General features: G+C 57.6%; 21 protein-coding genes. 13 read left to right on the top strand and 8 right to left on the bottom strand.

What is annotated here, in order from left to right:
• Positions 1 to 54 precede the first annotated feature (54 nt).
• The 3 genes from purM (at position 55) to rnd (ending at position 2,967) form a co-directional block, all read left to right on the top strand.
• On the top strand, positions 55 to 1,107 hold the full coding sequence (gene purM, locus BM352_RS11160; RefSeq protein WP_090216763.1) for a phosphoribosylformylglycinamidine cyclo-ligase: 1,053 nt from the start codon (positions 55 to 57) through the stop codon (positions 1,105 to 1,107).
• On the top strand, positions 1,104 to 1,694 hold the full coding sequence (purN, locus tag BM352_RS11165) for a phosphoribosylglycinamide formyltransferase (RefSeq protein WP_090216765.1): 591 nt from the start codon (positions 1,104 to 1,106) through the stop codon (positions 1,692 to 1,694). Before purM ends, purN begins: the two co-directional genes overlap by 4 nt.
• 112 nt (positions 1,695 to 1,806) lie before the next feature.
• On the top strand, positions 1,807 to 2,967 hold the full coding sequence (gene rnd / locus BM352_RS11170; protein ID WP_090220179.1) for a ribonuclease D: 1,161 nt from the start codon (positions 1,807 to 1,809) through the stop codon (positions 2,965 to 2,967).
• Between the two features lie 9 nt (positions 2,968 to 2,976).
• On the opposite strand, the gene BM352_RS11175 is transcribed toward rnd, so the two are convergent.
• A complete protein-coding gene (locus BM352_RS11175; protein ID WP_090216768.1) occupies positions 2,977 to 3,435 on the bottom strand; it encodes a hypothetical protein in 459 nt (152 codons plus the stop codon).
• A 137-nt stretch (positions 3,436 to 3,572) separates the two neighbouring features.
• On the opposite strand from BM352_RS11175, the gene BM352_RS11180 reads away from it, so the two are divergent.
• Positions 3,573 to 3,983 carry a SufE family protein gene (locus tag BM352_RS11180; RefSeq protein ID WP_090216770.1) on the top strand — a complete coding sequence of 137 codons (411 nt, stop codon included), beginning with the start codon at positions 3,573 to 3,575 and terminating at the stop codon, positions 3,981 to 3,983.
• 6 nt (positions 3,984 to 3,989) lie between these two features.
• Here BM352_RS11180 and BM352_RS11185 read toward each other — a convergent pair whose 3' ends face one another.
• The 4 genes from BM352_RS11185 to BM352_RS18975 all read right to left on the bottom strand — a co-directional run bounded on the left by BM352_RS11185 (position 3,990) and on the right by BM352_RS18975 (position 5,792).
• Positions 3,990 to 4,640 carry a DUF1638 domain-containing protein gene (locus BM352_RS11185; RefSeq protein WP_175500665.1) on the bottom strand — a complete coding sequence of 217 codons (651 nt, stop codon included), beginning with the start codon at positions 4,638 to 4,640 and terminating at the stop codon, positions 3,990 to 3,992.
• The gene (locus tag BM352_RS11190) at positions 4,630 to 4,821 is read right to left on the bottom strand and encodes a hypothetical protein (RefSeq protein ID WP_090216773.1); all 192 of its coding nucleotides are present in this window, start codon (positions 4,819 to 4,821) and stop codon (positions 4,630 to 4,632) included. Before BM352_RS11190 ends, BM352_RS11185 begins: the two co-directional genes overlap by 11 nt.
• 118 nt (positions 4,822 to 4,939) lie before the next feature.
• A complete protein-coding gene (locus tag BM352_RS11195; RefSeq protein WP_090216776.1) occupies positions 4,940 to 5,644 on the bottom strand; it encodes a corrinoid protein in 705 nt (234 codons plus the stop codon).
• A gap of 4 nt (positions 5,645 to 5,648) precedes the next feature.
• Complete coding sequence (locus tag BM352_RS18975; RefSeq protein ID WP_175500666.1) at positions 5,649 to 5,792, bottom strand: hypothetical protein; 144 nt, start codon at positions 5,790 to 5,792, stop codon at positions 5,649 to 5,651.
• A gap of 9 nt (positions 5,793 to 5,801) precedes the next feature.
• Here BM352_RS18975 and BM352_RS11200 point away from each other — a divergent pair, with 9 nt between their 5' ends.
• Positions 5,802 to 6,905: a PA0069 family radical SAM protein gene (locus BM352_RS11200; protein WP_090216778.1), complete on the top strand. Its 1,104-nt coding sequence runs from the start codon at positions 5,802 to 5,804 to the stop codon at positions 6,903 to 6,905.
• A gap of 12 nt (positions 6,906 to 6,917) precedes the next feature.
• Here the strand turns inward: BM352_RS11200 and bmt are convergent, their stop codons facing one another.
• The 3 genes from bmt to BM352_RS11215 form a co-directional block, all read right to left on the bottom strand.
• The gene (gene bmt, locus BM352_RS11205; RefSeq protein WP_090216780.1) at positions 6,918 to 7,931 is read right to left on the bottom strand and encodes a betaine--homocysteine S-methyltransferase; all 1,014 of its coding nucleotides are present in this window, start codon (positions 7,929 to 7,931) and stop codon (positions 6,918 to 6,920) included.
• A 29-nt stretch (positions 7,932 to 7,960) separates the two neighbouring features.
• Positions 7,961 to 9,868, bottom strand: a complete 1,908-nt coding sequence (locus tag BM352_RS11210) for a phosphatidylglycerol lysyltransferase domain-containing protein (RefSeq protein WP_090216782.1) — start codon at positions 9,866 to 9,868, stop codon at positions 7,961 to 7,963.
• 182 nt (positions 9,869 to 10,050) lie between these two features.
• A complete protein-coding gene (locus BM352_RS11215; RefSeq protein WP_090216785.1) occupies positions 10,051 to 10,365 on the bottom strand; it encodes a DUF1476 domain-containing protein in 315 nt (104 codons plus the stop codon).
• Between the two features lie 195 nt (positions 10,366 to 10,560).
• Here BM352_RS11215 and purC point away from each other — a divergent pair, with 195 nt between their 5' ends.
• The 8 genes from purC to BM352_RS11255 all read left to right on the top strand — a co-directional run bounded on the left by purC (position 10,561) and on the right by BM352_RS11255 (position 20,196).
• A complete protein-coding gene (purC, locus tag BM352_RS11220; RefSeq protein ID WP_090216787.1) occupies positions 10,561 to 11,322 on the top strand; it encodes a phosphoribosylaminoimidazolesuccinocarboxamide synthase in 762 nt (253 codons plus the stop codon).
• Positions 11,323 to 11,335: 13 nt separating this feature from the next.
• On the top strand, positions 11,336 to 11,710 hold the full coding sequence (locus BM352_RS11225) for a ribonuclease E inhibitor RraB (RefSeq protein WP_090216789.1): 375 nt from the start codon (positions 11,336 to 11,338) through the stop codon (positions 11,708 to 11,710).
• A gap of 13 nt (positions 11,711 to 11,723) precedes the next feature.
• Positions 11,724 to 11,954: a phosphoribosylformylglycinamidine synthase subunit PurS gene (gene purS, locus BM352_RS11230; protein ID WP_090216791.1), complete on the top strand. Its 231-nt coding sequence runs from the start codon at positions 11,724 to 11,726 to the stop codon at positions 11,952 to 11,954.
• Entirely contained in the window at positions 11,954 to 12,991 is a 1,038-nt protein-coding gene (locus BM352_RS11235; protein WP_090216793.1) for a zinc-dependent alcohol dehydrogenase family protein, read from the top strand. The genes purS and BM352_RS11235 overlap by 1 nt, the downstream gene beginning before the upstream one ends.
• Positions 12,992 to 13,003: 12 nt before the next feature.
• Complete coding sequence (purQ, locus tag BM352_RS11240) at positions 13,004 to 13,672, top strand: phosphoribosylformylglycinamidine synthase subunit PurQ (RefSeq protein ID WP_090216795.1); 669 nt, start codon at positions 13,004 to 13,006, stop codon at positions 13,670 to 13,672.
• 54 nt (positions 13,673 to 13,726) lie between these two features.
• Positions 13,727 to 15,568, top strand: coding sequence for a sensor histidine kinase (locus tag BM352_RS11245; RefSeq protein ID WP_090216797.1), 1,842 nt, complete (start codon positions 13,727 to 13,729; stop codon positions 15,566 to 15,568).
• Positions 15,569 to 15,595: 27 nt separating this feature from the next.
• Positions 15,596 to 16,927, top strand: a complete 1,332-nt coding sequence (locus tag BM352_RS11250; RefSeq protein WP_090216799.1) for a sigma-54-dependent transcriptional regulator — start codon at positions 15,596 to 15,598, stop codon at positions 16,925 to 16,927.
• A gap of 452 nt (positions 16,928 to 17,379) precedes the next feature.
• Positions 17,380 to 20,196 carry an Rne/Rng family ribonuclease gene (locus tag BM352_RS11255; RefSeq protein WP_090220184.1) on the top strand — a complete coding sequence of 939 codons (2,817 nt, stop codon included), beginning with the start codon at positions 17,380 to 17,382 and terminating at the stop codon, positions 20,194 to 20,196.
• The last annotated feature ends 30 nt before the right edge of the window (positions 20,197 to 20,226 follow it).

The raw sequence follows: 20,226 nt of genomic DNA on the forward strand, positions 1-20,226 counted from the left end.
GAAGGCTGGCTTGATAGGTCGGCGCAACTCTTAATCTGCTGCGGGATGTGACCCATGACTGAGACCCCGAAGAACAGTTTGACCTATGCCGATGCCGGTGTGGATATTGATGCAGGCAACGCGCTGATTGACCGGATCAAGCCCGCTGCTGCCGCCACCAAACGGTCTGGCGTCATGGAAGGTTTGGGCGGCTTCGGTGCCTTGTTCGACCTGAAGGACGCAGGGTTCAAAGATCCAATCCTCGTCTCGGCAACTGACGGGGTGGGCACCAAGCTGCGGATCGCCATCGACACGGGCCACTATGATACCATCGGTGTCGATCTCGTGGCGATGTGCGTCAACGATTTGGTCTGCCAAGGGGCGGAACCTTTGCTGTTCCTGGATTACTTTGCCACGGGCAAGCTTGATCTTGATACGGCCACGACAATTATCAACGGGATTGCAGCGGGCTGTGCCGATTCCGGTTGTGCACTGATCGGGGGCGAGACCGCCGAGATGCCAGGCATGTATAGCGAGGGTGATTTCGATCTGGCTGGTTTTGCAGTCGGAGCGATGGAGCGAGGCACTGCCTTGCCCGCTGGAGTGGCCGAAGGCGACGTGCTTTTGGGGCTGGCCTCGAACGGGGTGCATTCCAACGGCTACTCCTTGGTGCGCAAAGTCGTAGAGGCCTCGGGCCTCAGCTGGGATGACGCCGCGCCCTTCGACGAGGGGAAATCTTTGGGTGAGGCATTGCTGACCCCGACGCGCCTCTATGTGAAATCCGCTTTGTCCGCCGTGCGGGCAGGGGGCGTTCATGCGCTGGCCCACATCACGGGCGGCGGGTTGACAGAAAACCTGCCACGGGTTTTGCCCGAGGGCCTTGGCGCAGAGATCGACCTTGGCACGTGGGACTTGCCCGGTGTCTTTACTTGGATGGCTGGCGTGGCTGGCATTGAAGAGGCGGAGATGCTGAAAACCTTTAACTCGGGCATCGGCATGGTTCTCGCCGTTGATCCGCGTGCCGCCGAAGCGCTGACATCGCTGTTGCAAGACACAGGCGAAACAGTGTTCCGCATCGGTGCTATCACGCCCGGCGAAGGCGTGCGCTACTCAGGTCGCCTGCTTTGAAAAAAGTCGCCATTCTGGTATCCGGCGGCGGCTCGAACATGCTGACGCTTTGCGACAGCATGGTAGCGGATCATCCTGCACGCCCTGTATTGGTGCTGTCGAACGACCCAAATGCGAAAGGCCTTGAGAGGGCCACCGCCCGTGGACTGACCGCTGCAGCGGTGGATCACCGCCAATTCGGCAAGGACCGCGCGGCGTTCGAGGCAGAACTGGTCAAGCTGCTGGATGCAGCCGAACCTGACATCATTTGCCTTGCCGGGTTCATGCGCGTTCTGACTGCTAGCTTCGTCGAGCGCTATGCCGGTAGGATGCTCAATATTCACCCGTCGCTCTTGCCGAAATACAAGGGGCTAAACACCCACGCCCGTGCGCTGGAAGCGGGTGATGCCGAGGCAGGATGCTCTGTCCATATCGTTACCCCAGAGCTCGATGACGGCCCGATCCTTGGGCAGGCACGCGTGCAGGTCGCTCCAGATGAAACCGCCGAGACCTTGGCCGCCAAAGTCCTGATCCAAGAGCACCGATTATACCCAGCCGTCCTTCGGCGCTTTGCCAAAGGCGATAACACGCCAGTAGAATTGACCTGATGCTAATCCTTCCCTTTTAGTTGCAATGCGCTTAAGAAGGGGGAGGCTGGGGGCAGTCTACAAAGATCAAGAACAACAACCGATTACCCGAAGTACCCTGATGCCATCCAATATAATCACGATTACCACCACCGAAGACCTCGCCGCGTTTTGCGAGCGAGCGAAGGGCCATCCTTACATCACAGTCGATACGGAGTTCCTGCGCGAGCGCACGTATTACGCGAAGCTGTGTCTGATCCAGCTGGCAATCCCCGGCGATGATCGAAACGACGCTGTGCTGGTGGATCCAATTGAAGGCTCGGATATGTCGCTTGAGCCGCTGTATGACCTGTTTCGCGACCCGAACGTGGTCAAGGTGTTCCACGCGGCCCGCCAAGACCTCGAGATTTTCTACGTCGAGGGTGGCGTCATTCCAGCTCCCTTGTTCGACACACAGGTCGCTGCGATGGTTTGCGACTTCGGCGAGCAGGTGGGCTATGAAACCCTCGTGCGCAAGATAGCGAAAGCTTCTGTCGATAAGTCCTCGCGCTTCACGGATTGGTCGCGGCGTCCACTAAGTGACGCGCAAAAGCTTTACGCATTGGCTGATGTTACCCATTTGCGCGACATCTACGAATACCTGTCCAAGCGGCTGGAACGGTCCGGTCGCAAGGCTTGGGTCGAAGAAGAGATGGCCATCCTCCGCGCGCCGGAGACTTATATTGTCCAACCAGACGCTGCATGGCGCCGCGTCAAAGTGCGCTCCAATGCGCCTAAATTTCTGGCCATCGTGCGAGAGCTGGCGAGGTTCCGCGAAGCTTACGCACAAGAGCGTAACGTACCACGCAGCCGCGTCTATAAAGACGACGCCTTGTTAGAACTGGCGTCAACCAAGCCCAAAGACGAACGCGATCTTGGTAAATCACGTCTTTTGTTGCGCGAAGCCCGTAAAGGCGCAATCGCGGATGGGATATTAGAGGCCGTTGCCAAAGGCGTTTCATGTCCGCCGGACGAAATGCCAAAGGCGCCACCTGTACGGGACCGCTCGAACATGAATTCGGCCTTGGCTGATCTCTTAAGGGTGATGCTGAAGGCCAAGGCCGAGGAAGTTGGGATCGCCCAGAAGCTGATCGCAACCGCTTCTGATCTTGATGACATCGCCTTGGGCGAACGTGACGGGCTTGCCCTCAAAGGATGGCGCGCAGAAGTATTCGGCAAAGATGCGCTGCGCCTGTGCGACGGTGATTTGGCGTTATCCTGTTCCGGAAATTCCGTAAAAATTATAGAGCTTTAGGCCCTGACCTTAACGGCGGACGGCGCGGCGATTTGTCTGCCCGATGACCGTAATTGTGCGCACCTTGTTCAACCGCGTGGTCGATACCGCTTTGCCCACAAATATCTCGCGGGACCGTTGGGTGCTTTGGCGCGTTTGGTAGGGCGGTGGCGTCACGCGGAATTCATAGGTGAGCGTGCTGAGATCGTCGCGATCAACTTCCAGAAGCTCGGCGTTCCAGTAGCCTTGCAAGCCGGGCAGGCCCACAGCGCGAATAATGGCACCCTCTGGGGTCGGCTCGACTTTCAGGGACAGCACTTCTGCCACGAACGGGCGCGGGTCACGTAGCAGCGCCTCGTCGGCGACGACACTCTGCTCCGCACGGTCGCGGCCAAACCAGTTGAATGGATTGATGCGCGAGTCGCGAATGCGACCGCAAGCGGTCACGGTCAGGCTGATCGCCAGAATTGCCAAAATAGTGCGTGTCATTGCTCGTGTCCCCGCCAGCGCGTGTGTTTCCCAATGGAGTAGCGCAACCGAGACGACTTGAAAAGTCCGGCCTGCACTGGACGATGCCGCACGCGCGGGTTAACTCAGCTATCAGACTACCAGAAGGGGCCCGACCGATGGCGCAAGAGGCGTTTGAAGACATTGTGGAGACGTTCGAGTTTCTTGAAGATTGGGAAGATCGCTATCGCCATGTCATCGATATGGGCAAGGCGATGGACCCTCTGGATGACGCGCTGAAGGTGCCTGCGACCAAGGTGGATGGCTGCGCCAGTCAGGTCTGGCTGCATCCGAAAGCCGCCGATGGAGTGTTTACCTTTGAGGGCGACAGTGATGCGATGATCGTGCGCGGCCTGATTGCTGTGCTGAAGGGGCTTTATTCGGGTCTTCCCCTTGCGGAAGTGGGCAAGGTCGATGCCGTGGCCGAGCTTGGGCGCCTGGGATTGAACGAACATCTGTCATCGCAGCGATCTAACGGAGTGCGCGCAATGGTCGAGCGCATTCGGAACGTGGCGGCTTCTGCCGCTTAGGAACCATTATCGGGCAGGGCGCATTGGCTCGGCCTGTGCGGCCAACTCCGTTTCCAGATCGCCGTAGCCGGTAAAACGATACTCGTAGTCCAACCCCAAGAACTCTGCGCAGGCTTTGGCCTTGTCTTCCAGCGCGGCGTCGCGGGTCTGTGCTTCATAGACCAGCTTTTCGTAATTGCCGAAATACATGTTCCGTAGTTCAGGGTGACGATCTAGACCCAAGGGCATGGTCACAAAGGCGTCAAACTGACGGGCAAGAAAATCGGTGAGGTAGAACGACGTCACCTCGTCGCGCGCCTCAAACGCCGCGTTGCCGTCGTAAAAGCTGTAGCAATGCGGACCTTCCAGCATACCGATGCCAAGCTCGTCGCACGCAGCTTTTAGTTGCCCGCCCGTTCCGCAATCAGCGTAGACGACAAAGATCTTCTCGAAATCTGCTTTGTGCTTCTCAACAGCCTCTCGGATTGCCGGCACGATTTTCTCGGGCGTGTTGTGAAAAATTGCGGGAAGGCACGCGAGCGTCATGTGGCTCCAGCCGTTCCGTTCCGTCAACGCTAGGATTTCACGCGCCAAGGCCCCGCAAGCAAGCAGCAGGATGCGTCCTTCACGAGGCGGAGCAAGACCTGCGTCTCGCAAGGTGGCGTCGTCAGGTATCATCGCGGTCGAGCCTCTTGTGCAGTGCGCGGATCACCAGCCCCGCAAGCATTGCCAGCGGGAGCAAAGCGGGCAGGGCGCTCGAGGCCTCACCTTGCGGCTGCATCTGGGCAAAAATGAACACGGTGAGGCCTGAAGCGACAAGCACGTAACACAGGATCAGGGCAAAGCGGGTGAATGGCATGAATGCTCCTCCGGAGTAGTGAGGATTGCGCTTCGACGCGTCTGAGGTCAAGAGCTTGCCTCGGACGCGAAAACGGGCCCCGCAGGGCCCGCTACGCGTGTCGCTGATACTAGCGCAGTCAGCCAGCGGCCATCTGGTTGTGCTTGCGGGCCATGAACTCTTTCGCTGTTTCGACAGCGACCGCGGCGTCACGGCAATAGGCGTCTGCCCCGATGGCTTTACCAAACTCTTCGTTCAAGGGCGCTCCGCCGACCAAAACGGTGTAGTCATCGCGCATACCTTTTTCGACCAACGTGTCGATCACGACCTTCATGTAAGGCATCGTTGTGGTGAGTAGGGCGGACATGCCCAGAATGTCTGGCGTTTCGCTTTCAAGCGCTTCGAGATAGGCGTCGACCGAATTGTTGATACCAAGATCCACAACTTCGAAGCCTGCGCCTTCCATCATCATGCCTACAAGGTTCTTGCCGATGTCATGGATGTCACCCTTCACGGTGCCAATAACCATTTTGCCGACACGTGGCGCGCCTGTTTCAACCAGCAGCGGCTTGAGGATGGCCATGCCGCCCTTCATCGCGTTGGCAGCCAACAAAACCTCTGGAACAAACAAGATTCCGTCGCGGAAGTCATTGCCCACGATGGTCATGCCACCAACAAGCGCCTTTGTCAGGACGTCGTAGGGTTCCCACTTGCGTTCCAGCAGAATGTTGACCCCCTCTTCGATCTCTTCTTTGAGACCGTCGTAAAGGTCATCGAACATCTGCGCGACAAGCTCTTCATCGTCGAGTTCCGACAGGATGATATCGTCTTCTTCGTCTGACATAGGCTTAGAACTCCTCAACACGCGCAAATGCGTCGTGGTCTTTCGTTAGTTTAGTGATGCGCTGCGGGGCTACCTGCGGCGCGACGATTTGCGACATAGCGTTAGCTTGCACCGACTTACGCTTGCCAGTGTTCTCATTATGTTCCATTTTGTCAGAATGGATAAAACCCGTTCCACAGCAATCGGATTGGAGCGTTTGACGGGCCGCGTCAAAGGCCGTGGAACTCCGCGCAACGAGACCGGTCGATTTGAAGCCCTTGATCGCGTGGCCTTCGATGACGGTTGGGCCGAGGCGGAGGATGACTTGCCCGTAGTGCGGACGCATGTGTCCGACGAGCGCGTGACCAAGGTGGTGACGCGAAACACCTCGCCGGATGTCCCGTTCGATCGGTCTTTGAACCCGTATCGCGGATGCGAGCATGGGTGCACCTACTGTTTTGCGCGTCCCAGCCATGCGTTTCTGGGGCTTTCGCCCGGATTGGATTTCGAGACGCGTCTGATCGCCCGCCCGAATGCGGCGCAGGCGTTGGAGCGTGAACTTCGCCGACCGGGATACATGCCAGACGTGTTGGCCATCGGGACGAACACCGACGCCTATCAACCGATCGAAAAAGACCGTCGCATCATGCGCGATGTGTTGGAGGTTTTGCAGCGCTTTAATCATCCTGTCGCCATCGTCACGAAAGGCAGCCTGATCGAGCGCGATGTGGATATCCTGCGGGACATGGCGGCATTGGGGCTGGCTACGGCCTCGATCTCGATCACCACGCTGGATAGGAAGCTCGCCCGACAGATGGAACCGCGTGTGCCGCCGCCAGCGCGCAGACTGCGCACGATCGAGCGCTTGGCCGAAGCGGGCATCCCTGTAAGGGTAAGTGTGGCACCCGTGATCCCTGGACTGACTGACCACGAGTTGGAAGCCATATTGCAGGCGGCACGAGACGCAGGGGCAACTGCTGCCAATGCAATCGGCTTGCGCCTTCCGCGTGAGGTGTCGGAGTTGTTTCAAGACTGGCTTGCGCGCGATCTTCCGGGCAGCGCGGACAAGGTGATGGGGCGTGTGCGTCAGATGCATGGTGGGCGCGACTACGATCCGAGTTTCGGACACCGCATGCGGGGGCAGGGCACACATGCTGATCTTTTGCGGCGTCGGTTCAAGACGGCTTGCAAACGGTTTGGTCTGGCAGAGCGTCTGCCCCGACCAAGATCGGACTTGTTCGCCCGTCCGCCGAAAGCAGGCGATCAGCTCAGCCTGTTCTGAGGCTTGCACCATTCAAGCGCGGCTACGGCGACGCGTCACGCGAGGTGCGGGACCTGCGCCATCAGTTCCGTCACTTTCCGACGAGAACCCGCCAAGCTTTTCGGCGATTTGGTCCAATGATGGTTTTGGGCCGCGCGGGCGTAATTCCAGCGCTGCGCGCATCTGAACGAGGTGCGCGGGCGTGGTGCCACAGCAGCCGCCGATGATCGTTGCACCCGCGTCGCGGGCGAGGCAGGCGTAATCCGCCATCAATTCGGGCGTTCCGTCATAGTGGATGTGCCCGTCATGGTATTTTGGAATCCCGGCATTGCCCTTCGCAATGATTGGAATGTCGCTGTCGCCAAAGCCCAGAACCGTGCGCAGCAGATCAGATGAGCCGACACCGCAATTCGCCCCAAACGCCAGCGGCTTTTGTGCCAAACGCGCCGCCAACGCTGTCAGCGCGGCGGAGGTCAGCCCCATCATGGTGCGACCAGCAGTGTCAAAGCTCATGGTGCAGCACCAAGGCATGTCGGCAAGTTTCGCGGCTTCGGAGGCGGCCTTCAGCTCTTCGGGGGCGGAAATGGTTTCAGACCAAAGCACATCCGCGCCACCGGCTTTCAGGCCCTCTGCCTGTTCGTGGAACATCTCGACGGCGCTTTCGTGTGTTAGCGTGCCCATCGGAACCATAATATCACCTGTCGGTCCCATGGAGCCAGCAACGATCACGGGTCGCCCTGCGGCGTCAGCAACATCTCGGCCAATCTCGGCTGCGAGGCGGTTCAGTTCAAATACGCGGTCTTGCGCATCATGCAGCTTGAGGCGCGAGGCGTTGCCACCAAACGTGTTCGTGAGAAACAGGTCGGAGCCGGCATTGACCGCGTCGCTGTAAAGCCGGTGGATGCGATCAGGGTGATCGGCATTCCACAGTTCCGGCGCATCTCCGGAACTTAGACCCATGTTGAACAACTGTGTCCCCGTCGCCCCGTCGGCAAGAAGCCAGTCTCGTTCCGCAAGCAGGCGGCTGAGGGCGTTTGTGCTGGTCATTGAATTGTCCTGTCAAATTTCGGATTCCGTCACCGCGCCTCTTCACACGCGAGCGCGTATGAATCAAATTGATAATCATCATAATGATCATGAGCAGGGATGGGATCACCGGTGTTCTGGCGTTGTCGAGCGTGAATAAGATTATACAATTCGATGCCCCCCGATATCAGAGTGAAAATACTATCAGCCACGATGAATTGGGGCACCCAGTTCGGATCAAAGTAGGATTTGAACTGGTGCAGACCGCGCGACGCTTTGCTGCGTTGAAAGGTGATCCGTAGAATATACTCCACCCATGTTTTTGGGGTATCAGACAGGTGCAGAGGTGCGGAGCAGAGTGACAATGTGCCAACACCTTGCTCTCGTGCGGCGTCGATTGCTGCCGCAATCAAAGTGTAGATGGCCCCGTCAGGACAGTTTCGCCCGCTACGGACAAGATCAAGCACCCAACGATCTTTGGAATAGTGAAACGTCACGAAGGCAACTGGTCGCTCGTCTTGATAAGCAGTGAATACCCGCTGGGTTGAAACGATTTCTTTGCCAAAGCGTCCCACAGAGAAACCGCGCGCTGGACCGTTTTTTGCCTGCCAATCACGATCAATCTTGTGCAGCTTTGACATTTGCGGTGCATTTGGAACCGTGTGGACGCCCTCCTTCGCGCTGCTGCGCAGCTTCCGGCGCAATTTTGCCCGAGAGGGCGTGTTTAGAGTGAACGCAGAAGGGTTGAGCACTGCCTCGCTGCCAATTTGATGCGCTGACAGTCCAATTGCACGCGCCGCCTGTGCGGTTTGCGAACTGGCCTTATAGATAAGCAATCCACGAAAGGCTCGACGCGCCAACCGAAGTCGCGCGACAAGAAATCCGATTGGGTCACCACCAAACGGATCGCGAAACAGGATTTCAGTATTACAGGTGCGGCGACCCAGCGATTTGGATCTACCGTAAGGGTTGGCGATCTGATGAAGCTGCCCCTGTGTGAGAAGGGACATTTCTGCGGGTTCTGCTCCCGAAATGTAATCTAGAGCATCAGGTTCGACGTCCGGCATCGGATTTGCGCGCCGCCTTTGGGGCGCTAGGGCGATCAATGCAGGTGCGGCGAAATAGATCACCCTGTAGGCAAGCAGAGCCGCGAGCAGCGCCGTTGGCTCGACATTTGGCAATAGGGCCAGGAAGCAAAGCTCGAATGGTCCAATACCAGCGGGAACGCCCGAGATCAAACCTGCGAAATACGCCAGTAAGAACACCGAATATAGGGTTAAAAAAGGAACATAACCATCGGGGATAAAAACGAAAATGACAAAACTTGCGGCGCATGTGTCGATCAGCGTGACGATCGTCGCGCGCGAGATCAACCTGATAGGAGGGAGTAGCCGCACTGTCTGTGCGGCGGCGCTAAACGAGAAAGCCGCGACACAAATAGCAATCCATAGGCACAGTAATGACAGCCACCAGATTTGGGGCGGAATATTCGGTGCAACAAGGCCGGCAGCGCTGGCAACTATGACCCATCCCCCAAGAAAACAGGCAGTGACAATGCCAGTCATCTTCGTTGCGAGCCAAAGCGTAAACTCTGGTTGGTTTGCGTGAAGCTTCCATCGCACCAGTGAGCCGCTGAACAAACCGAATCCGACCGCTTGAGCAATCGCTGTCGCGCGCCATCCCACAGAGTGAGCGTGCGTATCCGGAAGGTCCAGTTGCAGGTAACGGGCGGCGAGCACATCATAGCACCCGACCGCTGCAAGGCTTATCCCAGTGAAAATTGCACTCAAGATCCACGTATCGAACGAGAAGGTTTGGAACACTTCAAAAACAGCTGCAACGTCGATCGCGGCGGTTTTATGATAGAGAAGGCCAACTATCGCGAGGGACAGGCCAACGGCCGATACCTGTCGCGCCACACGCGTCCTATATGCACTTCGGCCGTCTGAAATCCCCATGTTCTCACCCCATTCTCAATCACATGGAGTGGGTCTAGTCGGACCACATGAGGTGTTGCTTAACAGATAAAATGCGCTGCAAAGAAATTTGGGCGTTGCGCTCGGCTCTCCCTTTGGGGGCGAACAAGAAAGGCCGCTAGATGCGATCTAGCGGCCTTTCGAAATCATGAAAGATCAGAGGGTTAGATCTCGGACATCAACTGCGCTTTGGCTTTGACCATAAGCTCAACCATCTTTGCGCGAATGGTTGCTTCACTGGCCTTGTCGCCAAGATCACCCGCCACTTTGCGGTAAACGTCCTCGTCGCCGGCTTCTTCGAAATCGGCGCGAACCACTTCTTTGGCGTAATCAGCGGCGTCATCGCCAGATTTGCCCATCAGATCAGCTGCCCAAAGACCCAGCAACTTGTTGCGGCGGGCTTCGGCTTTGAATTGCATTTCTGCATCGTGGGCGAATTTGTTTTCAAAGGCGTTTTCGCGATCGTCGAAGGTGGTCATTCGAAGCTCCTGTATAAGTCTGTTGTCCTTGATATGCCCATGCTTTCGGGCTGACGCAAGTGCTGGCTGCCAAGACGGGGTGAAGTGACGCGCTTTGCTTCGCTTGTCTGACCCGCTTGTGTGACGTATAGGCACGGCTAATGATGGGACGCGAGTCCCGCCCCCGCGCGGGACGCCGCGTTACAGGAGATGCCCATGGCACGCCGCAAAAAGATATACGAAGGCAAAGCAAAAACCCTCTACGAAGGCCCCGAGCCCGGAACGCTGGTCCAGTATTTCAAGGACGACGCGACAGCCAACAACGCTGAGAAGCATGGCATCATCGAGGGCAAAGGCGTTCTAAACAACCGTTTGAGCGAGTTCTTCATGACCGGCTTGGGTCATATTGGCGTGCCGACGCATTTCATCAAACGCATCAATATGCGTGAGCAGTTGATCCGCGCTGTGGAAATCATTCCGCTGGAAGTGATCGTGCGCAACTACGCCGCCGGCTCGATGGCAAAACGTCTTGGCATGGAAGAAGGCACGATGTTGCCGCGCCCGATTGTAGAGTTCTCCTACAAAGATGACGCGCTTGGCGATCCGTTGGTTCCCGAAGAATATATTATCGCTTTGGGATGGGCCAGCCAGCAAGACCTCGACGATATTGTGGCTTTGGCGTTGCGGGTGAATGACTTCATGTCCGGCGTTATGTATGGCGTGGGAATCAAGCTGATTGATTTCAAGATCGAGATTGGCCGCCAGTTCGATGGAGATTTCCAACGTCTGATCGTGGCCGACGAGATTAGCCCAGACAGCTGCCGGTTGTGGGACATGGAGACTGGCCAAAAGCTCGACAAGGACGTGTTCCGCCGCGATCTCGGGAATTTGGCCGATGCCTACACCGAAGTTGCGCGACGTCTTGGTGTGTTGCCAAACACCAATGCGCCGTTGGGCAAGCCCACACTGATTAACTGACGGGCAGGGACCAGTGATCTTACGTCTGCTAAATTCTATCGCCGCGCGGTTTCGCAAGCCGTTGGAATTGGGCAGCCCTAAGGCCAACAAGCTGGTGCTCGATCAGATAGCAGAGCAGGGGGATGACGGCACGCAGGAACGCCATGTTCGCCACTTTGCCTATCCAATGCGCGGTGCGAACGCTGCCAACAAGCACTCGGCTCTAGAGCTATTTGCAGAGGCGGGGCTGGATATCTCCGAAGCCCAATATCGCGGCGGTGTCGTGGGCGAGCATTATGCCGCTGTGGCCGACGAAGAATTTGACCAATTGACCGACAGCCTGCGCGACGAGTTTTCGCGCATGGGGTGGGAATATGACGGCTGGGAATGCGCCGTCCTAAAAAGCTGAGGGAGCTAGAGCAATGAAGGCACGCGTCCATATCATGTTGAAAAACGGGGTCCTTGATCCACAAGGCGAGGCTGTGCGCCACGCCCTTGGGACTTTGGGCTTCGACGGTGTGCACGGTGTGCGCCAGGGAAAGGTGATCGAACTGGACCTGGCCGACGGCACCACCGAAGCGACCGTCAAGGACATGTGCGAAAAACTGCTCGCGAACACGGTGATCGAAAGCTACACGATCGAGCTGGCGTGATGCGGGCTGCCGTGCTCCGCGAATACAACGCGCCGCTGTCCCTTGAGGACGTGGCAGAGCCGGAATGCCCGCAGGATGGCGTCGTCCTGAAGGTTATGGCCTGCGGCGTGTGCCGTTCGGACTGGCACGGTTGGACCGGAGAACATCCCCGCGTGAAACCCGGTCAGATCGGCGGGCACGAGTATTGCGGTGAAGTGGTCGAAGCGGGCCCATTGGCCGCGCACAAGGTCGGCGACAAGCTGATCGCCCCGTTTATCCTGGCCTGTGGCACATGCCCGTCCTGTCAGGAAGGCAACCAGAACACCTGTCCGAACCAGCGCCTTCCGGGCTTTATCGAGCCGGGTGCGTTTGCCGAATACGTTGCGGTCCCGTTCGATCATAATCTGGCGCATCTGCCGGAAAACCTGTCACCGACTGTAGCCGCTGGACTTGGTTGTCGAGTTACGACGGCATGGCACGCCTTGACGGGTCGCGCCGCTTTGCAGCCGGGGGAATGGCTTGCCGTTCATGGAACTGGCGGCATTGGTCTGTCCACGCTGTTGCTTGGTATCGCAATGGGTGCGCGTGTTGTCGTCGTCGACATTGTCGAGGAAAAACTGTCCCACGCCAAAGGGTTGGGCGCCGAAGCTGCGGTAAACGCCATGAAGGGCGATGTCGCGGCTCAAATCAAAGAAATCACTGGCGGCGGGGCTCATGTCTCGGTTGAGGCGCTTGGTCTGCCTGTGACGACGAATGCGTCTATCGAGTGCTTGCGGCCGTTGGGCCGACATGTGCAGGTCGGGATGCCCGTAGGGCACACCGCGACGATGGAAATCAACATGAGTGCCGTCTACCAAGGTAATCTGGCACTTTTCGGCACGCGCGGAATGCCATCGTGGAAATACCCCAGCTTGCTGGCGCTCATCACCAGTGGGCGGATTGACATGTCGCCGCTCATTGCTCGCGAGATCGGGTTGTCCGGCGTGTCCGATGAACTTGCTGCCTTCAACGGGCCGACCCCTCCGGGCGTGGCCGTTATCACCGATTTTCTTAGCTAAAGGGCCGTTTCTATGAAAGCTGCTGTCATCGTTTTCCCCGGATCCAACTGCGACCGCGATTTGGCCGAAGGCTTCCGCCAAGCCGGATTTGACGTCTCCATGGTTTGGCACAAAGACACCGCTTTGCCGGAAGGCATGGATGTGATCGGTATTCCCGGGGGCTTTTCTTTTGGCGACTACCTGCGGTGCGGCGCGATCGCGGCCCAATCGCCGATTTGCCGCGCGGTTGTGGACTATGCCCATAGGGGCGGCCACGTCTTGGGGTTCTGTAACGGCTTTCAGGTGTTGTGCGAAACCGGATTGCTCCCTGGTGTGCTGATGCGCAATGCGGGGCTGAAGTTCGTATGCCGCCAGCAAACCCTACGGGTCGAGACCGAGGACAGCCCCTTCACCAACGCCTACAGCAAGGGCAGCGAGATCATGGTGCCAATCGCCCACCACGATGGGAACTTTTCCGCCGATGCAGAATTGGTGGCGCGCCTCCGTGGCGAAGATCGCGTGGCGTTCAGCTATGTCGGCAACCCGAACGGTTCTGCTGGCGATATTGCTGGAATTCTAAGTGAAAACCGCCGCGTTCTGGGAATGATGCCGCATCCTGAACGCGCTTGCGAGCCTGCGCATGGTGGCACGGACGGGCAGGGCGTTTTCAAATCTTTGAACGAGCTTTTGGCGCTGGCGTAATTCCGCTTATGGGTGCGCTTGAGAGTGGGCGATGTCTCACCTAATCTAGCGGCTATGAAAACAACGCCTCCTTCCGGCGGGACCGACTTGAAAACGGTGCCGCCCTTCCAAGTTCGGCCATCGCGCAAGGCGACATGGCTGGTGCGGGGCGTTGTCGTGGGGTTGATCGCCGTTGCGGTTGGCATCATCTGGGTTTCAAATCTTTGGCTGACGGATCGGTTTACCGAAACCACGCGCAACCGTGGCGAGATCCGGTTAGCGCTGTATTCCAATGCGATCACGTCCGAGCTCCAGCGAAACCGCGTGGTGCCGTTGCTGCTGTCCCGCGACCCGGTGATGATCTCGGCTCTGAACTCCAACGACTTTTCCGCGACGTCGCGCCGCTTGATTTCGTTCTCCGAAGAGATTGGGGCGGCGGGTTTACGTCTGCTGGATCAGAACGGTGTGATCGTGGCCTCGGCAGACCGCAATGAGTTAGGCGCGGCCTTCCGCAATGCGCCCTACTTCGTAGCTGCCTTGCGCACCAATGAAACGGTGTTCAACGCGACACAGCTTGAGAGTGGCGCTTACAAATTCACCTATGCCCGCCGCATCGAATCTGAAAAGCAGGGCATCGGCGTAATCGTCGTTGATGTAGATCTGCGCCAATTCGAAACGCGTTGGCGGTCGCCGTCAGAGGCGGTTTTGGTGACCAATTCAGAAGGCCTGACCGTCATTGCAACCGACCCGAGATGGCGTGGTTTGGATATTTCGGAAGCATTGGAAACCCGCACTCCAGACAGTGCGTTGCGCCGCGCGTTTGAGGCCACCGGCGGGTTTTTCGACATAGAGCAACCGGATGCCTATTTCCGTGGCGAGGCCGTCATGGAGATGTCGGGGCGTATTCCATTCCGTGGCTGGCGGATAACGTCGTTTTCCACTTATGCAAGTGTACGCGAGCGGGTGAACGGAGTCTTGGCCATTGAGATCATGGCGTTCGCCATCCTGCTGGCCTTGGCGTTCTATGTGTTGTCGCGTCGGGCGCAGTCGCAAGCGGGCTTCTTTCGTCGAGAAAGTGAAGAATTGCGCGCGTTGAACCTGCGTCTCAGCCGTGAAATCGCGGAACGTCAGAAAGTCCAAAAGAACCTGGAGGTGGCGGAGCAATCACTTGCCCAGTCGCAGAAACTGGCGGCCTTGGGCGAAATGTCAGCCGCCGTGAGCCATGAGTTGAACCAGCCGCTTGCAGCGATGAAGACCTATCTTGCGGGCGCAAAGCTGTTGCTACAACGTCGCCGACCGGATGAAGCGCAAGCATCATTTCAAAGGATTGATGACCTGATCGAGCGGATGGGCGCGATCACGCGCCAGTTGAAATCTTACGCCAGAAAGGGCGGCGACGCGCTAGAGCCCGTTGATTTACGCGACGCTGTGCGCGGGTCGCTCTCGATGATGGAACCGCAGCTGAAACGCGGCGACGTTCGCGTGATCTCGACCTTGCCGGACGAGCCGGTTTTGGTTCTTGGCGACCGTGTCCGCTTGGAGCAGGTGATCATCAACTTGTTCCGCAACGCACTTGACGCCACGAAGGGCGCGCAGCGGCCGCAGGTCGAAATTCTACTGAATTCTGGCGAAACTGCCGTGCTCAGTGTTCGCGACAACGGCGAAGGGCTGGAGAATTTGGATGAGTTGTTCGAGCCGTTTTACACCACCAAACAACCCGGAGAGGGGGTCGGGCTCGGGCTCGCAATCTCCTCAGGGATTGTCGCCGATTTGGGGGGGCGGTTGACCGCACGCAATGGTCACGCTGGCGGTGCCGTTTTCGAGGTACAGCTTCCCATTTTGGGTCAAGAGGCGATCAAGACCCAACCGCCGACACCTTTGCCGGTCACCGACCAAAAAATTGAGGCCGCCGAATAGGCGCTAGTCACCAAAAGGAGCCAGATCATGGCCAATGCATTGAAAATCGCGATTGTAGATGACGAACAGGATATGCGGCAGTCGATTTCCCAGTGGCTTGCCCTGTCGGGCTATGACACTGAGACGTTTGCGAGCGCAGAGGAAGCTTTGAAGGGGATCGGCAACGATTACCCCGGGATCGTTGTCAGTGACATCAAGATGCCTGGTATGGACGGGATGCAGTTCCTCAAAAGGTTGATGAGCCAAGATAGCGCTTTGCCGGTGATCATGATTACAGGCCATGGCGATGTTCCCATGGCGGTCGAGGCGATGCGAGTCGGGGCGTTTGATTTTCTTGAAAAGCCATTCAATCCCGACCGGATGACCCAGCTTGCCAAACGCGCGACGATCTCTCGCCGCCTGACGCTCGACAACCGTGCGCTGCGCCGCGAACTGTCCGACGGCGCGGCCTTGATGCGAAAACTAATCGGCTCGTCCCCCGTTATGGATCGCCTGCGCGAGGACATTCTGGATTTAGGGCAAGCAGACGGTCACGTCCTCATCGACGGGGAAACCGGTTCCGGTAAAACGCTCACCGCACACGCGCTCCACGCCGTTGGTCCACGGGCCGGGAAGAAATTTGTTACACTGAGCTGTGCGGCATTCGACGAGACGGCCTTGTCGCGCAAGCTGTTCGATCCGGTAGAGGAGGGCGAGGAGCTGCCTCTGGTCGAGCAAGCGCGCGGCGGCACCTTGGTGCTTGAAGATATCGAAGCGCTGCCGAGTACGTTGCAAGCGCGTCTGCTGCAACTCATCAATGAGCAGGGTAGCCCCGCAGAAACCCGCATCATCGCGATCTGCAACACACAAGAACAAGACAAAACCTGTGAAGACCTGATCCGTGCCGATCTGTATTACCGCCTAGCCGCGATGAAAATTACCATCCCGCCGCTTCGCCAAAGGGGCGAGGATATTCTCACGCTGTTCAATCGGTTTGGGGAACAGTTCGGCGAAGAATACGGCTCCGACGCGCCCGAGGTCTCAGCGCAAGAAGCAGCACAGCTGCTGCAGGCCCCGTGGCCGGGAAATGTGCGCCAATTGATCAACGTGGCAGAGCGGGCCGTATTGCAAAACCGCCGTGGATCCGGCTCGATCGCGTCGCTTTTGATGGCGGACAACTCCGAGATGGGCCCCGTGATCACCACCGAGGGCAAACCGCTCAAGGAATACGTAGAAGCGTTCGAGAGGATGCTGATCGACAACACCATGCGTCGCCACAAGGGTTCTATCGCGTCGGTGATGGACGAATTGTGCCTCCCGCGTCGAACACTGAACGAAAAGATGGCAAAATACGGATTGCAACGCGCGGACTACGTCTAGTAGCGCGTATTTCGCGAATGGACCGGACCGTTCTTCATGCCATAAGCGATTGTTCATTGTAATCGGCATGCAAACAATACTATGTGTTGAGGACGGTCCGGTGTCCCGAAGAGGCGCATTGGACCGGTTAGAGTTTCACTGCAGCTTCGCCCGAAGGACAAAACGGGCACAGGCACCGCAGGATTGACGGCCCATTTGGGCCATCGCCGCTGGCTCGCAAAACGCGCCGTGGCACCATTCGTAAGGCTTGCGCCCCCAATTTTGGCCCAAGTCGGAGACAAGAACGCGATGAGACGCGACAGGCACAGCTACGGATACCGTGACGGGGGACACCCCGCGTCACAGGCCGTTTTGCAGCCATCCGCGTCCAGGCTCGCCCAAACTAGACATCCCGCTAATTCTGACGCGCCCCCAGGGGCGCTAAGGACGTTGGCCAGATGCAATCGGAAAACATGGCTAAGAAAATGCTTATCGACGCCACCCACGCGGAAGAGACCCGTGTCGTGGTGGCAGACGGAAACAAAGTTGACGAGTTTGACTTTGAATCGGAAAACAAGCGCCAGCTAGCTGGCAACATCTATCTTGCAAAAGTAACTCGGGTTGAGCCGTCGCTTCAGGCGGCCTTTGTGGACTATGGCGGAAACCGCCATGGCTTCCTTGCCTATTCTGAAATTCATCCTGACTATTATCAAATCCCGATGGCTGACCGTCAGGCACTGATCGAGGAAGAACTCGAATACGCTCGCCAACAAGCTGAAGAAGACGAGAAGCCGAAGAAGTCCTCGCGCTCCCGTTCGCGGTCGCGTTCCCGCTCGCAAAAAGCAAAGACTGATGATGCGGTGGTCACCGAAGACGTTCAGGATACTGCTTCTGAAGACCAAGCTGACGCCGGAGCGGCCGACGATGATGCGCCAGTTGCTGAGGGCAGCGATGCAGAGGCGTCAGAACAGGTAAATGCGGAAGTCGTCACGACTGATGCAGAAGAGGCGCCCGCCATTCCAGGAATGGACGTGGTCGATCTGGAAGACGCTTCCGAAGAGGATGCCGTTGATACGCCCGAACGTGACGAGGACGATGACGGGGAAACGTCTGCTTCCGAGAAAGACGAGAACATCGAGAGCGTCGCTCAGGAAGACGTGATCGAGGAAATTCGCCAACCACGCAAACCACGTGTGAAGCGTTACAAAATCCAAGAAGTCATCAAAGTGCGCCAAATACTGCTGGTGCAAGTCGTCAAAGAAGAGCGCGGCAACAAGGGCGCGGCGCTGACCACTTACCTGTCGCTCGCTGGCCGGTATTGCGTGCTGATGCCGAACACAGCGCGTGGCGGCGGTATCTCCCGCAAGATCACCAACGCGGCTGACCGCAAAAAGCTTAAAGAAATCGCCAATGAGATTGACGTGCCATTGGGCGCGGGGCTCATTGTCCGGACCGCTGGTGCGCAACGTACCAAAACAGAGATCAAGCGCGACTACGAATACCTGCAGCGCCAGTGGGAACAGGTGCGCGAGTTGACATTGAAGTCCATCGCGCCTGCGCAGATCTATGAAGAAGGCGACCTGATCAAGCGATCTATTCGCGACCTCTACAACAAAGACATCGACGAAGTGATCGTTGAGGGCGAAGCCGGATACCGCGTTGCCAAGGACTTCATGAAAATGATCATGCCGTCCCACGCCAAAAACGTGAAACGCTACAACGATCCGATGCCGCTGTTTGCGCGTTATCAGGTTGAGTCCTACCTCTCTGGTATGTTCAACCCGACCGTTCAGCTCCCTTCGGGTGGCTATATTGTGATCGGCGTGACCGAGGCTTTGGTGGCAATCGACGTTAACTCTGGTCGTGCTACGAAAGAAGGCTCGATCGAGCAAACCGCGCTCAAAACCAACTTGGAGGCCGCCGCTGAAGTCGCCCGCCAAATGCGTCTGCGTGACCTTGCTGGCCTTATTGTTATCGACTTCATCGACATGGATGAACGGCGCAACAACACCGCCGTTGAGAAGCTGTTGAAAGACAAGCTGAAGACAGATCGCGCTCGCATTCAAGTTGGGCGTATCTCGGGCTTTGGCTTGCTGGAGATGTCTCGTCAGCGTCTGCGTCCGGGGATGTTGGAAGCTTCAACCCAGCCTTGTCCTGCGTGTCACGGCACTGGTCTGATCCGCTCCAATGACAGCCTAGCGCTCACCATTCTGCGCCAGCTGGAAGAAGAGGGAACGCGCAAGCGCTCCAAAGAGGTTCTGCTGAAAGCGCCGATTGCCGTCATCAACTACCTGATGAACGAAAAGCGCGAACACGTCGCCCAGATTGAAAGCCGCTACAACATGGCGGTTCGGCTCGAAGCTGACGCGCATCTGGTCAGCCCTGATTACACGATCGAGAAGTTCAAGACTGCCACACGAGTGATCAACCCGATCGCTACAAATGTGGTGTCCATGGACAGCATTGATATGTCCGATATCGACGATATGGAGGGCGAAGAAGAGGTGGTCGAGGCAGAAGCGGAAGCCGAAGTCGACGCGCCAGAACTTGATGAAAACGGCAACCCGAAGAAGAAAAAACGTCGTCGTCGTCGGGGTGGTCGTGGCCGCTCCAAGTCATCGTCTTATCGCTCTGAAGATGAGTCTGATGAGACCGAAGATGCGAATGGTGATGCGAAGACTGACTCGCCTGAGCCGGAAACGCAGGCTGTTGACGCTGACGTGAAATCGGAAACGACGCCGGCAGCTGACGAGAAGCCCAAGTCGAAATCCCGTTCACGTAGCCGCTCGTCTTCGAAATCGTCCAAGGCGAAGGCCGAGGAAACGGTCTCTGCAGAAACCGAAACTGTTGCGCCTGAAGCGGATGGTACATCCGAAGCAGATGCAGAGAAGCCGAAGAAAAAGACCAGCACGCGTTCTCGGTCGAAAGAGGTGACCGAAGTGGCAGAAGCCGTTGCAACTGATGCGCCTGCATCGGATGAAGCTATCGCCGCTAAAGAAGAAAAGCCGAAGAAGACGACCACACGAAAGTCAACGTCGAGCCGCGCGAAATCGACAACTGCCAAGAAGGAAGAGGCGCCTAAGGTTGCCGCATCCCAACAGGTTGCAGTCGAAGCCCCAGCAGACGCCGTGGTGGCAGATGCTCCGGCTGAACCGAAACCGAAGAAGACACGCACCCGCGTCTCTAAACCTCAGCCAGAAGCGCAAGTTGCGGAAACGGTCGCTGAGGCTGCACCTGACGCTGACGAGACGAAGCCCAAGCGTAAAGGCTGGTGGTCGCTGGGCCGCTAAAGCCCTTGCGAAGTTCATTGGAAAGGCCGG

It is taken from the genome of Litoreibacter janthinus, from assembly GCF_900111945.1.
Classification (GTDB): Bacteria; Pseudomonadota; Alphaproteobacteria; order Rhodobacterales; family Rhodobacteraceae; genus Litoreibacter; species Litoreibacter janthinus.

Coding starts and splice junctions, on each gene's coding strand:
- purM (WP_090216763.1), top strand. CDS start 55: ATGACTGAGACCCCGAAGAACAGTTTGACCTATGCCGATGCCGGTGTG.
- BM352_RS11210 (WP_090216782.1), bottom strand. CDS start 9,868: ATGGGGATTTCAGACGGCCGAAGTGCATATAGGACGCGTGTGGCGCGA.
- BM352_RS11195 (WP_090216776.1), bottom strand. CDS start 5,644: ATGTCAGACGAAGAAGACGATATCATCCTGTCGGAACTCGACGATGAA.
- purQ (WP_090216795.1), top strand. CDS start 13,004: ATGAAAGCTGCTGTCATCGTTTTCCCCGGATCCAACTGCGACCGCGAT.
- BM352_RS11235 (WP_090216793.1), top strand. CDS start 11,954: ATGCGGGCTGCCGTGCTCCGCGAATACAACGCGCCGCTGTCCCTTGAG.
- BM352_RS11190 (WP_090216773.1), bottom strand. CDS start 4,821: ATGCCATTCACCCGCTTTGCCCTGATCCTGTGTTACGTGCTTGTCGCT.
- BM352_RS11200 (WP_090216778.1), top strand. CDS start 5,802: ATGGATAAAACCCGTTCCACAGCAATCGGATTGGAGCGTTTGACGGGC.
- BM352_RS11215 (WP_090216785.1), bottom strand. CDS start 10,365: ATGACCACCTTCGACGATCGCGAAAACGCCTTTGAAAACAAATTCGCC.
- BM352_RS11175 (WP_090216768.1), bottom strand. CDS start 3,435: ATGACACGCACTATTTTGGCAATTCTGGCGATCAGCCTGACCGTGACC.
- BM352_RS18975 (WP_175500666.1), bottom strand. CDS start 5,792: ATGGAACATAATGAGAACACTGGCAAGCGTAAGTCGGTGCAAGCTAAC.
- purC (WP_090216787.1), top strand. CDS start 10,561: ATGGCACGCCGCAAAAAGATATACGAAGGCAAAGCAAAAACCCTCTAC.
- bmt (WP_090216780.1), bottom strand. CDS start 7,931: ATGACCAGCACAAACGCCCTCAGCCGCCTGCTTGCGGAACGAGACTGG.
- purS (WP_090216791.1), top strand. CDS start 11,724: ATGAAGGCACGCGTCCATATCATGTTGAAAAACGGGGTCCTTGATCCA.
- BM352_RS11250 (WP_090216799.1), top strand. CDS start 15,596: ATGGCCAATGCATTGAAAATCGCGATTGTAGATGACGAACAGGATATG.
- BM352_RS11185 (WP_175500665.1), bottom strand. CDS start 4,640: ATGATACCTGACGACGCCACCTTGCGAGACGCAGGTCTTGCTCCGCCT.
- BM352_RS11245 (WP_090216797.1), top strand. CDS start 13,727: ATGAAAACAACGCCTCCTTCCGGCGGGACCGACTTGAAAACGGTGCCG.
- BM352_RS11255 (WP_090220184.1), top strand. CDS start 17,380: ATGGCTAAGAAAATGCTTATCGACGCCACCCACGCGGAAGAGACCCGT.
- BM352_RS11180 (WP_090216770.1), top strand. CDS start 3,573: ATGGCGCAAGAGGCGTTTGAAGACATTGTGGAGACGTTCGAGTTTCTT.